At 64.6% G+C, this 13,965-nt stretch carries 9 protein-coding genes and 1 pseudogene; 7 read left to right on the top strand and 3 right to left on the bottom strand.

The window, feature by feature from the left end; all coding sequences use genetic code 11:
- Nucleotides 1-93: 93 nt before the first annotated feature.
- Complete coding sequence (locus P9236_RS22380) at nucleotides 94-951, bottom strand: aldose 1-epimerase (RefSeq protein ID WP_278076734.1); 858 nt, start codon at nucleotides 949-951, stop codon at nucleotides 94-96.
- Nucleotides 952-1,116: 165 nt separating this feature from the next.
- Here P9236_RS22380 and P9236_RS22385 point away from each other — a divergent pair, with 165 nt between their 5' ends.
- A complete protein-coding gene (locus P9236_RS22385; protein ID WP_278076735.1) occupies nucleotides 1,117-1,560 on the top strand; it encodes an SRPBCC family protein in 444 nt (147 codons plus the stop codon).
- Nucleotides 1,561-1,802: 242 nt separating this feature from the next.
- Here P9236_RS22385 and P9236_RS22390 read toward each other — a convergent pair whose 3' ends face one another.
- Nucleotides 1,803-2,870, bottom strand: a complete 1,068-nt coding sequence (locus P9236_RS22390; RefSeq protein WP_278076736.1) for a glycosyltransferase — start codon at nucleotides 2,868-2,870, stop codon at nucleotides 1,803-1,805.
- Between the two features lie 451 nt (nucleotides 2,871-3,321).
- Nucleotides 3,322-5,397 carry a phospholipase D-like domain-containing protein gene (locus P9236_RS22395; protein ID WP_278076737.1) on the bottom strand — a complete coding sequence of 692 codons (2,076 nt, stop codon included), beginning with the start codon at nucleotides 5,395-5,397 and terminating at the stop codon, nucleotides 3,322-3,324.
- Between the two features lie 355 nt (nucleotides 5,398-5,752).
- Here P9236_RS22395 and P9236_RS22400 point away from each other — a divergent pair, with 355 nt between their 5' ends.
- The 6 genes and pseudogenes from P9236_RS22400 to P9236_RS22425 all read left to right on the top strand — a co-directional run bounded on the left by P9236_RS22400 (nucleotide 5,753) and on the right by P9236_RS22425 (nucleotide 13,844).
- Entirely contained in the window at nucleotides 5,753-6,994 is a 1,242-nt protein-coding gene (locus tag P9236_RS22400) for a patatin-like phospholipase family protein (RefSeq protein WP_278076738.1), read from the top strand.
- A 171-nt stretch (nucleotides 6,995-7,165) separates the two neighbouring features.
- Nucleotides 7,166-7,870 carry an SDR family oxidoreductase gene (locus P9236_RS22405; RefSeq protein ID WP_278076739.1) on the top strand — a complete coding sequence of 235 codons (705 nt, stop codon included), beginning with the start codon at nucleotides 7,166-7,168 and terminating at the stop codon, nucleotides 7,868-7,870.
- Nucleotides 7,871-8,048: 178 nt separating this feature from the next.
- Nucleotides 8,049-8,838: pseudogene (locus tag P9236_RS22410) on the top strand (pyrroline-5-carboxylate reductase dimerization domain-containing protein).
- Between the two features lie 391 nt (nucleotides 8,839-9,229).
- Nucleotides 9,230-10,729, top strand: coding sequence for a family 16 glycosylhydrolase (locus P9236_RS22415; RefSeq protein WP_278076740.1), 1,500 nt, complete (start codon nucleotides 9,230-9,232; stop codon nucleotides 10,727-10,729).
- A gap of 34 nt (nucleotides 10,730-10,763) precedes the next feature.
- Entirely contained in the window at nucleotides 10,764-12,521 is a 1,758-nt protein-coding gene (locus P9236_RS22420; RefSeq protein WP_278076741.1) for a type I secretion system permease/ATPase, read from the top strand.
- A 3-nt stretch (nucleotides 12,522-12,524) separates the two neighbouring features.
- Entirely contained in the window at nucleotides 12,525-13,844 is a 1,320-nt protein-coding gene (locus P9236_RS22425) for an HlyD family type I secretion periplasmic adaptor subunit (RefSeq protein ID WP_278076742.1), read from the top strand.
- The last annotated feature ends 121 nt before the right edge of the window (nucleotides 13,845-13,965 follow it).

Below are 13,965 nucleotides of genomic sequence, written 5' to 3' on the forward strand. Positions count from 1 at the left end.
GTGTGTCATCCTCAGCGTAGAATCACAACCGATTCCGCGCCGCAACACCTATCTTAGCGCATATGCCCGCAAGGGGGAGATAACGCTCGCGCCTCATCCCCCCTCCGCCCAGTCCAGCCGCATCTCCGCGCTCATCGTCTCCCCATGTTCCAGCGCCCTCAGCCCTTCGCCGTGATGCGCGTCGACCAGGTGCGAGACCGGCTCGAAGCAGAAGAAGCCGGCATCGGGCGACGGCGAATAGAGGATGTAGACGGCAAGCTCCGGCGAGGCGCTCAGCGTAACCTTGATCCCGTCCTCGAGCTGCGTGATCGAGGCGCGGCGGTTCCAGCCGTCGAAGGCGTTGTTCACCCACTCCAGCGGCAGCGGGATGGGACGCTCGAAATCCCAGTCCGGACGCTCGCTCACCGGCACGACGCCGACAGGCAAATGGCGCTCGTCCTCAAGCCAGACGCGCCTGGCCGTTGCCTGCAGCAGCGTCGTGTCGCCGCGCGGGAACCAGGGATGGAAGCCGAGACCGTAAGGCAAACGCATGCCGGCCCGGTTCTCCACCGTGAGCTTGGCCTCGAGTGACCCATCGCGCAGCGCATAGCCGACCGATGCGGCATAACGATAAGGGCCGATCGCGCCGTCTTCGAGCACCAGCTCCGCCTCGGTGTCGGTGCGGCGGGCAAGCCGCCACGGTTTCTGAAAACCGTCGCCGTGGATCGGAAAGGCTTCGCCCGGCACGTTCGGCGGGACGGCATGGAAGCGGCCGTCGAAGGTGAAGCCGCCGCCGGAAATGCGGTTCGACCACGGCAGCAGGAGCTGGCAGCCGGACGCGCCGGTGCCGTCCCCGGGCTTAAGCAGCGCGACCGGCGCGCTGCCGATGATCAGCGCGTCATAGCGGGCGATCGCCGCGCCGTTTTCCGGCGCCAAGACCAGCCGGGCGCGGCCGTCATCAAGCTCCACCATGCAGGTCCTCCTCGATGGCGATGTCGCCGCTCTTCTTTATGCGAAATGCCGGAAGAAGAGATGCAAAGTCCACGACCGCTTTCAAAAATCTTCTCCATCGATGTCGGGCTGGCCAAGCCTCGTTCGTCATAGGAGCATAGACCGGCAATCAACAGGAGAAACGATATGCCCAGCACTATCCGCCTGCACCGCGTCCTTGCCACCAAGCCCGAGAAAGTCTACCGCGCCTTCATCGAGGCGGACGCGCTGGCGAAATGGCTGCCGCCGAACGGCTTCACCTGCACCGTCCATCATTTCGAGGGGAAGGTCGGCGGCACCTTCAAAATGTCCTTCCGCAACTTCACCACAGGCGAGAGCCATTCCTTCGGCGGCGACTATGTCGAGCTCGTCCCGGGCGAGCTCGTGCGCTACACGGACAAGTTCGACGATCCCAACCTGCCCGGCGAAATGCAGGTGACCGTGAGCCTGAAGAAGGTCTCCGTCGGCACGGAGATCGAGATCACCCAGGCCGGCATTCCGGACGCCATTCCGGCCGAGGCCTGCTATCTCGGCTGGCAGGAATCGCTCAAGAACCTAGCAAGGCTCGTCGAGCCCGAGATCAATCAATAGAGGATCGCAACATTCCATGCGGCCGACCGCGGCATTGAAGTGTCGCGGTCGGCACGCCGGCTTATCGTCACGGCATCAGCCCCACCGCGCCCGATGAGGCGCATCGCCGACAGCGAGCGAAGGCATCGCGCGCGACGGTGCGCGAGTCGTTCAGCTGGCGCATCATGGCGGCCTCACTGGGCAGCGGATCGCCTGGATAAGTCGAGCCGGTTTTGAGTGCGTCAAGAACACCGGCGATGCCGTCACCCCATCGCCCGGCGGATGGGTTTCGAGAAGCGCGAGAGGAAGGCCGGCCTTGACGCGGCGTCGAGCTTCCACGACAGCACCGCCATCGCCATCTTGCGCGGCAGCATGCCGACGGACAGGAACCAGGCGGCAAGGATGGCGCGGCGCCTGAGCGAGGCCGTCATTTCCAGGCTGGCGATGGCGCCGTGCGCCGCAAGCGCCAGCCTGGAATCGTTGGCCACCGGGTGCCGGCTCCTGTCCGCGCAGAGCGAGGCGAGCCGCTCTTCCAGATGAAGCGGATCGTGCAAGATGGTTTGGCCCGGCTCCATCGTCAGGCCTTCGCCGGAGACCTGGTCGGACAGCGCCGCCAAGCGGTGGAAATCATGTGTCACCCGCCAGCGCGCCCGCTCGGCGAGCTTCTCGCCGAAGGCGGAATGGTTGGCGCCGTGGATGCGGTAGGCGCCGATGCATTCGTCGATCGATTGCACCTGGCCGTAGATGGGCGCCAGCGTCGCCAGATAGCCGTCGGCGCCCTGGCGGAAATCGGCTTCGGGGATCGGCATGATCGTTTCCAGCGTGGAACGGTCGAAGGCCAACCCGCTAGTCACGGTCGTCTGGTAGCGCCCCTTGTGCAGGAGTTTCGGCATGACGTCGCCGTCGTCGAAGGGCAATTCCGGCGGCGGGAAGACATCCTTGACGCGCTGCCTTTCATCGACGATGTGCAGCCTCGATTGCACTTGGGCTGTTGTCGTATCCCAGGCGTCGACGATCCTGGTGACGGCGTCTGGATAGAGATAGTCGTCGGCGTCGAGGAACATGACGATCCGGCCGGAGCTTGCGGCGAAGCCGGTGTTGAAGGCGGCGGCATGGCCGCCGTTTCTCGGCCTGAGGCACGCACGGATGCTGTCGCCGTAGGACCTTATGATTGCCGCCGAACCGTCGCTCGACTTGTCGTCGACGACAATGACCTCGACATCGGCATGGTCCTGGCCGAGCGCGCTGTCGACGCTGCGTTCCAGGAAGTGAGCGTAATTGTAGTTCGGAATGATGATGGACACCGGAATCCGGCCTGGCATGGGATGCATCGCGCTTGACCTCGCATCTTTGGTTTCGGCCGAACCCGCAGGATCAGCTCCCTCAAGCCCGCGAGCTCCCGGTGCCAAGCCTGTGCTTGCCCCAGGAGGCGGGTTGCGTTTGCGACTTCAGCTGAGCGGCCGCGATACCTTCGAGGATCAGTCGCCGCGGGCGTGCCGCGGTCGGTGGCAAGTCGCGTGAGAGGTCAGTCCGGAAGTTGCGGCCGGCCCCGACGGAATGGTCTTGCCTTCATCTTTTTGGGTTTCGAAGCGGTCGTCGCCCCAAAGGCATGGCTGATACTGCCGTTTGAATACGGCCAGAGCAAGCCCGGAGGAACGGATCGGGTTTCAGCCTTGTGGCTGTCGATCGCCACCGCGGATCAGTTTCGTGGCGCAGAAGGCGGCGATTGCCGATGCCGGCCCGGCATGGCTCTTCGAATAGACCTTGTTTTGTCGCCGGCGGTTACGACAGAAAATAGTCGCGGCTGGTCGGGATCGGATTCGGCTTGAACCAGCGCGCCTGCCAGTCGGCCGTGGTCCTCAGGAACCCGCCCGAATTGGCGACCGGCGGCTTGCGCGTTTCGATCAACGATTTGCGCAGGCTGTCCGAGAGTTTCGCCCGCATCAGATAGTGATCGTAGACATCCAGGACGTGGACCGCATAGGCGATCGCAAGCGGCTGGTTGCCACGAATGATGAGAAGGTTCTCGTCGTTCTGGTAGGAAGCCTTGTAGCCGAAGTTGTGGCTGCCGGTGATCACCGTGCAGCCCTGGGGGTCCAGCGGATCGATGACGATGATCTTGTCGTGGATGATGGCATGGCCAGCCGAGAGGAGTTCCGGCCGCAAGTCCCCGGTCTGCATGGTGACAGCCGCGGCGCGAACGACCGCGATGCGGCTGGCATCGCCTCCCGGCCACCAGACGGCCGGCTGCGGCAGTTTCTTCGTCGTTCCATCGGGCGCTGTGTAGGTTGTGGGCTCGCCAGCCTTGGCCCGCGGCGGCAGGGCCTTCGGGTCGCTCACCGCCCCCTGGACCAGGAGGTCCGGGCGCTCTGCGGCAAGCTTCGCCGCCTCGCCGATGATGTTCTGGACGCCGTTGTAGCCGGGCAGGAAAGCCAGGAACAGGATCGCGTGGTTGGCGTGCTCCATCAGCGAATAGACCCGGCTGAGATCGATGGGCGTCGGTGAATCGGCGTTCTTCGTCTTCGCCTTGGTGTTCGGCGAGAACAGGACTTCCACGCTGGTGCCGCCGGCGAGAGTATCTGGTTTGGCCGGCGTTGCATTCGCAGCGCGGAGCACGGCTCCCTGCACGCCGTTGTTCTTTTCGAAGCCCGTCAGCGGCTTTTTCTTGTAGGTGACAGTGAGCTCCTGGCCGGCCGGCTGCGGATCATCGCGCAGGCGCTTCCAATAGGCCAGATATTGTGCGGCTACCTGCTTGTCGTCGATGATGATCGCGTTATTGGACTGCGTGCACAGGCCGGTTTCGGTCCAGTTCGTGCTGCCGGTCAGGACGGATTTCGCAACGCCGTTCTCGACATAGACGGCGAATTTGTTGTGACCGATATGCGCCGTGTTGTTGAAGAGCCTGTCCTGCACATTGGCGGCCGAGGCCCCATGCAGGCCGGCGCGCGCCGCATGGTTCTCGGTATCCCACACGACAGGCTGCTTCTGCTCGGGCGGCGTCTTCGGCGGGTTCGGGTCAGTGGAGCCCGCCGTCGACAGGACAACATGTGCCTTGCCTGCCTTGGTCAGCTTCGTCAGGCGCTCGATGAGTTCCGGGTCATGCAACTCATAAAGAGCCATGTAGAGTTCGGCGCCCTTTTTCTTTTCGGCGCGATCGATCATCGACAGGAGGAACCCCAGCACATCGGCGGTGAGGAAGGTTCTGATCTCGTCGTCCTTGATCGGGATGTGCTTCAGCAGCGTCTTCAACAGGCCGGGCGTGATCTTGGTGGTCGGGCCGGCGGCAACGTTCTTGGGCCTGCTTCCCTGGACCGCCTCCAGCTGCTGCAGGAGATTCTGGGTGGACAGTATGCCGTTCGTGTAAGTGGCACGCACGCCGGCGTAGTCATGCGTGACATCGATTGACAGCGTCTCGATGGGATCACCGACCTTGGCGAGTGGATGCTGCGGCCCCTGATAACGAGGTTTGCCCTTGTCGTCGAGAAAGGGCGCGGTCGGCGACGCCGGAAGCGCAGGGCGCCCCGGGCCCGCCAGCCCCACGGGCGTGATCTCGTAGTGGACCCTGAAGTCGATGGGGCGCACCTTGGCCGTGTCGCGAGAACGCCGCAGCGTCAGGTCGCGCCATTCATACTGTTGGATCGGCCAGACCGAGCTGTCCTGGTCCAGCCAATCCGGATTGGATTGGTCGGTGAAACCGATCCAGGTGGGCAGTATTCGGCGCTGTCCCGCGTCCGGGCCTGTCTCATGCACACGCGTGATCATGAAACCAACGCAATCGGCGATCGGCCCGTCGGCCTGCCACGACAGATAGGCGACCTCGCCATTGCACCAAGCACGCGCCTTGATCAGCTTCCCCATGCCTCACCCCCTCTGGTGGCAAGCAAACGATACTTCTCTACTTACCTTGCGCCCTTTTTCGAACACACCACTATTTCGCCGGCAAACAGCCGAAGCACCTAATTCAACCTCATGTCGGTATGTAATACTTTGGTTTATTATGCTCGCAGATTTTCAAGACAACAACATGTGATCTATTTCACAGTTCCCTAATGAAATTTCGGCACTTTCGGCCTCTGCCCGTTTGCGCTCGATGGCCGGCCGGGTATGCTCGTCGCCTACGACACGCCGGACGGGCGCCGGCGCTCGGGCACCAAGGTGACCGTCGACTGGTTCGCATAAGCTCGCCGGACGGCGGGGAGGCAGGGGGACTACAATGGGCCCGGATACGGTCGAGGTCTTATCCGCGAACGGGGAGTCGACAACCCGCCAGGGCCTCGGCCTCTGCCTCTCGGGCGGCGGCTACCGCGCCATGCTCTTCCATGCCGGCGTGCTTGCGCGGCTCAACGAGGCGGGGCTGCTCGGCAAGCTCGACATGGTGAGCTCGGTCTCCGGAGGATCGATCGCCGCCGGCCTGCTCGCCGTCATGTGGCCGAGGCTGGGCGTCGGCGACGACGGTGTTGCGGCCAATTTCGATATCTATCTCAACAAGATCCTCGCCTTCTCGGAAGTCTTCCTCGATTTCCCCTCGACCCTCAAGGGCATCCTCAACCCGTTTTCCAGCGCAGCACACGAAGTTGCCGCCTGCTATGAGCGGCATCTGTTCGACGGCTCGAGGCCGATGCTGAAGAGCCTGGTCGATCGTCCATGGTTCGTGTTCTGCTCCAGCAATCTCGGCACCGGCTCGTTGTTTCGCATGTCGAACCGATACATCGCCGACTACCGGATCGGCATGGCCGAGGATGCCGATCTTCCGGTCGCGACGGCGATCGCGGCGTCCTCGGCCTTTCCGCCGTTCCTGTCGCCGCTGAGACTGGGCCTCGTTCCATCCCAATGGGAAGACAAGAAGCTGGACCCCACGGTAGGACCGCGGATCGGCAAGGTGCGCCGCGCCGTGCTCACCGATGGCGGCGTCTACGACAATCACGGCATCGAGCCGGCGCTGAAACGCTGCCGCTGGCTTTTGGTCAGCGACGCCGGCGCGCCGTGGAGCGAATCGAGACGCGGCTACTGGAACTGGTTCTCGCAGTTGAAGCGCGTGCTCGACACCACCGACAACCAGGTCCGCTCGCTCAGGCGGCGCGATCTCAGCGCCCGTTTCCAGGCGGCGAAGGACGCCGATGAAAAGGCTCCCCCCAACGATCGCACAAGGCTCGAGAACGCGGCCACCCGCGGCGTCTACTGGTCTATCGCCAGCAAGCCGGACGCGACCGAACCGACCTTCGTGCGGAGCGCGGCCACCGCGCCCGCCGACATCGGCACCTCGCTGCATTTCCTCGGGGCCAAGGAAACGGTCGACCTCGTCAACTGGGGCTATTGCGCCAGCGACCAGGCCCTGCGCGCCTGGTACGAGCCGGCGGTGGTCGCCGGCAAGGGCGTGCCGCTGGAAGCAGGCGCGGTAAAGCCCGGCCGGCGCGCGGTGGTGTCGAAGGCACTGATGAGTGCTTTCAAGGTGTGAGGGGTGTTGCAGGGCTTGGATTCCTCTCCCCCGCCTCTGGCGGGGCGAGGAACCCCGGCCTTGATACCCTTGGCGCAATCCAAACCGGTTCGTGCTGGCATCCGCCTGTGCTAACAGGGACGCTTTGAACCCCGGGCGGGTTCCGCCCCAACAGCCAGGATGGACAGCGACATGGCGATAGAAAAAGTAGCACTGGTGACGGCGGGCGGCAGCGGCATGGGGGCGGCGGCGGCGAAGCGGCTGGCGGCGGACGGCTTCAAGGTCGGCGTGCTGTCCTCCTCCGGCAAGGGCGAGGCGCTGGGCAACGAACTCGGCGGCTTCGGCGTCACCGGCTCCAACCAGTCGAACGAGGATTTGAAGCGTCTCACCGACGGCGCGCTCGAACGCTGGGGCCGCATCGACGTCCTGGTCAACAGCGCCGGGCACGGGCCGCGCGCGCAGATCATCGAGATCAGCGACGAGGACTGGCACAAGGGCATCGACACCTATTTCCTCAATGTCGTGCGCCCGACCCGGCTGGTGACGCCGGTGATGCAAAAACAGAAGTCGGGCGCCATCATCAACATCTCGACCGCCTGGGCGTTCGAGCCGAGCGTCGCCTTCCCGACCTCGGCGGTGGCGCGCGCCGGGCTCGCCGCCTTCACCAAGATCTTCGCCGACACCTATGCGCCCGATAACATCCGCATAAACAACGTGCTGCCCGGCTGGATCGACAGCCTGCCCGCCGTGGAAGAGCGCCGCCAGAGCGTGCCGATGAAGCGCTACGGCACGTCGGAGGAAGTGGCCGCGACGATTTCCTTCCTCGCTTCCGACGGCGCGGCCTATATCACCGGCGAGAACATCCGCGTCGACGGCGGATTGATGCGGGGCTACTGAGCGCTTGAAGGCCGCCGTTGCACGTCCGATCTCGCCCCGTGGTTTCGTCATCCTAGGACGGAGCAAGGAGCGAAGCGACGCGCGCAGACCCTAGGATGACGACGCGTTGGCGGAACTGGAGAACCAAGTCCTGAGACACCGTGATCCTTCGCGATCTCTCACCAAAGGAAACAGAAACATGAGCGCATCGATCAGGCTCGGCATCGTCGGCGGCGCGGGCTGGCTGGGCGGCGCCATCGCCGGCGGCGCTCACGGCCGGCGTCGTGCGGGCGCAAGACCTTGCGCTCTCCTATCGAAGCGCCAAGCCGGATCGTTTTCCGGGCGCGTTCTGGACGGACGACAACCAGGCGCTCGCCGACCGCTCCGACGTCGTCATGCTCTCGGTGCGGCCGCAGGACTGGCCGTCGCTCGTGCTGGACGCGAAGGGCAAGCTGGTGATTTCGGTGATGGCCGGCATCAGGCTCTCCGAGATCGGCGAGAAGCACTGCACGCGCCGCATCGCGCGCACGCTGCCCAACGCGGCGGCCGAGGTCGCAAAATCCTACACGCCGTGGATCGCGAGCAGCGACGCCACCGAGGCGGACCGCGCAGCCGTGCGCGCGATCTTCTCCGCCTGCGGCGTGCAGGACGAAGTGGCGAGCGAGCGCGACATCGACTATCTCACCGGGCTGACGGGATCCGGCCCCGCCTTCCCTGCCCTCCTGGCGGACGCGATGATGCGCGACGCCGTCGCCTTCGGCCTCGCGCCGGCGGTCGCGCGCCGCGCCGTCAACACCGTGGTTGCCGGAACCGGCAGGCTGATCGAGCTCGACAACGCTTTACCGGCCGACACGGTGGCGGCCTTCCTCGACTATCGCGGCACGACGGCGGCCGCGATCCAGACGATGCGCGAAGCGGGTTTCGACGAAGCAGTGGCGAAGGGGCTGGCGGCGGCGTTCCTGAAGTCGATCGAGATAGGCAAGGCGTGAGCCTTGGTCATCACGATTCGAAACCGGCAATGCGCCAGCTGGCACCTCTTGCCAAGGGTGGTGCCACCGACTTCCTCAGCTCATTCGAACCGTCGCTCGGGTGAGACCGCCGAATCGCAATAAATGCATTCATCCGCGCCGACCTGCTCAATCTTTCGGCAGGGGTTTCTTGCAATATTGAATAAAATTTACCAAGCTTCGCGTTTAAATTGCATTAGAACTCCCTTATTCCATCCTGCTTAAAGAATTGATCGCTGAAATGTATTTTTTGTCTGTACTATAGGACGAATCCTTGGAACGATAGTCTGAATTACAAGTTGATCCGCAGCGATCGGTCGAAACGCGCATCGGCCGGTTCAGGTGAGATCACGCTCCATGGAGGGTTCGGGTTATGACCAGCATCGTCAACGCGGTAGGCGTTCCTCTTGCCTATAGCGGCACCTCCACCCATTGGTTCTCGGCATCAGGGTCGGGGCCGGACTTGTACGGCACCTCCGGAAACGACACCTTCTACGGAGCATCCGGTGTCAACGTCACCATGCACGGCGGCTACGGCGACGACATCTATTATCTCTACGCGGCGGGAAACAAGGTGGCCGAGGCTGGCAGCCAAGGCATCGATACGATCAGCACATGGATGAGCTACAAGCTCCCCGACAACGTCGAGAACCTCATCGTCACCAACGCCAAGAACTTCGCCTTCGGAAACGACCTGGACAACATCATCACCGCCAAGGCCGGCCATCAGACGCTGGACGGCGGCAAGGGCAATGACGTTCTGATCGACGGCGGCGGCGGTTACGACACCTTCATCATCGCAAAAGGCAACGGAAGCGATCTGATCGCCAATTTTGCCGCGACCGACACTGTCCGCCTCGATGGCTACGGGTTCACTTCCTTCGATGCCATTCACTCGAACATGATCCAGGCAGGATCGAACGTGATCCTGAACCTCGGATCGGGCGAGATCCTCGAGTTCAAGGACACGACCGTCGACAAATTCCTGCCCAGCCAGTTCGAGCTGCCGATCGACAAGTCCGGAATGACGCTGTCCTTCAGCGACGAGTTCAACACGCTGAACCTTCACAACAGCCAAGGCGGCACCTGGGACACCAACTTCTGGTGGGGCGCGCCGAACGGCAGCACGCTCACCCAGAACAACGAGCTGCAGTGGTATATCGACGCCAATTACGCGCCGACGAGCTCGGTCCATCCGTTCAGCATCAACAACGGCGTGCTCACCATCACCGCGGCGCAGGCGCCGGCGGACATCAAGCCGCTGATCAACAATTACGAATACACCTCCGGCATCCTGACCACCCACGACACCTTCTCGCAGACCTACGGCTATTTCGAAATGCGGGCCGACATGCCCGAGAACGCCGGCGCCTGGCCGGCCTTCTGGCTGCTGCCCGAGGACGGCTCGTGGCCGCCGGAGCTGGACGTGGTGGAGATGTACGGCCAGAGCCCGAATTCGCTGCTGATGACCGCGCATACGCTTCAGACCGGGACGCACACCACGGTCGGGTCCACGGTCAATGTCATGGATACCGCAGGCTTCCACACCTATGGCCTCCTGTGGACGCCGGACAAGCTGGTGTGGACTTATGACGGCGTGCAGGTCGCGGAGGCGGCTACGCCGTCCGACATGAACAAGCCGATGTACATGCTGGTCGATCTCGCGGTCGGCGGTCAAGCCGGCGCACCGCCGGATCATCTGGCGACCCCGGCTCAGATGAAGATCGACTACATCCACGCCTACACGCTGGACAGCGCGCCGGCGACCGCGCTGAGCGTCGCTACCAGCAGCACCACCACGCAGAGCGTAGCCACGCACAGTATCGCCGACAGCGCGCTGCACGGCGGTTCAGAATTCGGGGGCCACTCGTAAGGTCCGGGGTCATGCAGCGGCGGGGAATGGGCGAATGACTGGACCGTCGAGCCTGCGGCCGGTTTTCCTGCGCGCCATCGCCGATGTCGGCGTCTTCTCGGTGCTGATCAACATCCTGTTGCTGGTGATCCCGCTCTACCTGCTGCAGGTCTATGACCGGGTGCTGCCGTCCTCCAGCCTCGAGACGTTGCTTTACCTTTCGGTGATCGCGGTTCTGGCGCTCGCCTTCCTCGGCTTCCTCGACGCGGTGCGCGCCGTCTACACGCAGCGCGTCGCCGCGACCGTCGACCGTAAGCTGGGCGCCAAAACGTTCGCCCTTTCGCTTGCCGCCAAACAAGCCGGCGGCCTGTCGCCGCTGCACGACCTCGCCTCGGTTTGCGCCTTCATCCGGTCGCGCGGCGTGGCGGTGCTGTTCGACCTGCCCTTCGCGCCCGTCTTCCTCGCTCTGCTCTACCTCATCCATCCGGTCCTGTTCTGGGTGACGCTCGCCGGCACGATGCTGCTCGTCGCGCTGGTCGTAGCAAACCAGCTTGCCATCGGCAGGAACGATGCCCTGTCCGCGGAACGTTCGGCTTTGGCTGCCCAAGCGGAACAAGTCTTTGCCCGCAATGCCGAAACGCTGCGCGCCATGGGCATGGTCGGGAACGCCGCGCGGGTCTGGGGACGGCATGTCGGCGATGCGCTCGTCCTGCACGACCGCTCCGCCAGCGCCAATGCGATCTTCAGCGGCACTTCCAGGGCGCTGCGCATGATGCTGCAGCTCGCGATCCTCGGCGCCGGCGCGTGGCTGGTGCTCGAAGGGCAGATGACGGCCGGAATGATCTTCGCCTCCTCGCTGGTGTCGTCGCGCGCGATGCAGCCGCTCGACCAGCTGATCGGCGCCTGGCGGCAGATCGTCGAGGCCAGGCGAGCCTGGAAGCGGCTGGATACGGCGCTTGCGGCGCATCCGGCTGGAGTGCGGAAACTGACCCTGCCCGATCCGTCCGGCGCGATCTCCGTGCAGGACGTCTTCTTCATGGCGCCGAATGCTCGTCCCGGCACCGAGCCGATCCTCAAGCGGCTGAACTTCCAGATCGGCGCCGGCGAGGCGGTGGCGATCGTCGGCCCGAGCGGCGCCGGCAAATCCACTTTGGCGCGGCTGCTTGTCGGCGCTGCCCAGCCGACCGGCGGCGCGGTCAGGATCGACGGCGCCGATCTCCGGACCTGGGACGAAGACCAGCTCGGAAAACACATCGGCTATCTCGCGCAGGAGGTGGAGCTTTTCCCCGGATCGATCGGCGAAAATGTCGCTCGCTTCGACGCGAACGCCGCGGACGCCGCGATCATCGAGGCGGCACGGCGTGCCCAGACGCATGAGGTGATCCTGGCGCTGCGCGACGGCTACCAGACCAAGGTCGGTCCATTGGACAGGACGCTGTCGGGCGGCGAGCGCCAGCGGATCGGGCTGGCGCGCGCCTTCTACGGCAATCCGCGCATCCTGGTGCTCGACGAGCCCAGCACCCATCTCGACGGCAGCGGCGAAGCGGCGCTCGAAACGGTGCTTGCCGCCGCGCGGGCGGCGGGCGTCACGACCATCGTCATCACGCATCGCCCTTCGATCGCCGCCGCCTGCAACCGCGTGATGCTTTTGCGCGGCGGTGTCATCGAAGCCTTCGGCCCGAGCGCCGAGGTGCTGCGGCAGCCAACTGCCGACAAGGGCGCCGGCAAGACCGCCGCCGCGCAGCAGGGCACGGTGGTGACGGGCTCGTTCGCCCCGACGATCCGCGCGCATGGCGTCCGGCTGGGATCGTAGACGATGATGATTGAGAGCCTCGCCTGGGACAGCCGGCCACGCACCGACTTCCGGCGCGTGGCCTTCGCCGGATATGCCGCAGTCGCACTCTTCGTCGGCTGCTTCGGCTATTGGGGAGCAAGCGCGCCGCTGTCCGGCGCGGTGATCACGCAAGGCACGATCTCGGCGACAGGCGGCAATATCCTCATCCAGCAGCCCGAGGGCGGCATCATCCAGCAACTGCTCGTCCATGAAGGCGACCGCGTGGAGCAAGGGCAGGACCTGATCCTCCTCGACCGGACAGCGGCGCAAGCGGACCTCAACCGGCTGACCAGGCAGTCGATCGCGCTCAAGGCGAGCGCGGCGCGGCTGGAGGCCGAACGCGACGGGCTGGACAGGCTGGCGCCGATCACCGACGCGGCGCCGGCGCCGTTCCAGCAGGATTTTCAGAACCTCATCCGCGAACAGCAGAAGGAGTTCGACGCCAGGCTTGCCCGCTTCCGCTCCGAACAGTCGATCATGGCGCAGCGGGTCGCCATGCATCGCGAATCGGTCGTCGGCTTGAACGCCCAGAAGCTCGCCATCGAGCAGCAGTCGGAAGTGGTGAAGAAGGAGCTCGGCATCAAGACCGGCCTCCTGGACAAGGGGCTCACCAACCGCACCGAATACTCGCAGCTTTTGCGCTCGGAGGCCGACCTCGTCGGGCAGGCCGGCGCGCTGGAGGCAAACCTCGCCGCGGCCAACAGCCAGATCGTCGAAGCCCAGGTGCAGGTCGAGCGCCTGACCACGCAACGCGTGGAGGAGGCGCTGAGCAAGCTCGATGAGGTCCGCACCAACCTCGCCGACATCGGGGAACAGATCAGGGCGGCCGAGGCGGTGCTTCAGCGCACGACCATCAAGGCGCCCGCGGCGGGCATCGTGGTGTCGTCGACCTACAATTCGAAAGGCAGCGTGATCGCCCCCGGCGAGAAGATCATGGAGATCCTGCCCACCGCATCTGGCCTCAACGTCGATGCCAAGCTGCGGCCGAAGGACGTCGACCAGGTGCGCGTCGGCCAGCCGGCGAAACTCAGACTGTCGGCGCTCAACATGCGCCTGACGCCCGAAGTGTCGGCCACGGTGGCCGAGATCTCCGCCGACCGCCTGATCGACCAGGTCACGCACGAACCCTATTTCCGCGCCAAGCTGAAGATCGCCGACGCCCTGCCCCCCGGCGTCAAGCCCGAGCAGCTTTATCCGGGAACGCCGGTCGAAGCCTTCATCAGCACCGGCGACCGGACCTTCTTCCAATATCTCGCCCGGCCGATGATGGATTCGTTCGCCAGGGCGTTTGCGGAGCGGTGAGCGGCAAGCACACCCCAAGGCTCGCGAGCCTGGGAACCAAAAACGTGCGAGACTGTTCAGCTATTGCTTTGAACGACGCCGACTTGCCCGGCCCGGCTGGGCAAGCGGCGATCTTGAGGAG

This window comes from Mesorhizobium sp. WSM4884 (genome assembly GCF_029625675.1).
In the GTDB taxonomy this organism is placed as follows: Bacteria; Pseudomonadota; Alphaproteobacteria; order Rhizobiales; family Rhizobiaceae; genus Mesorhizobium.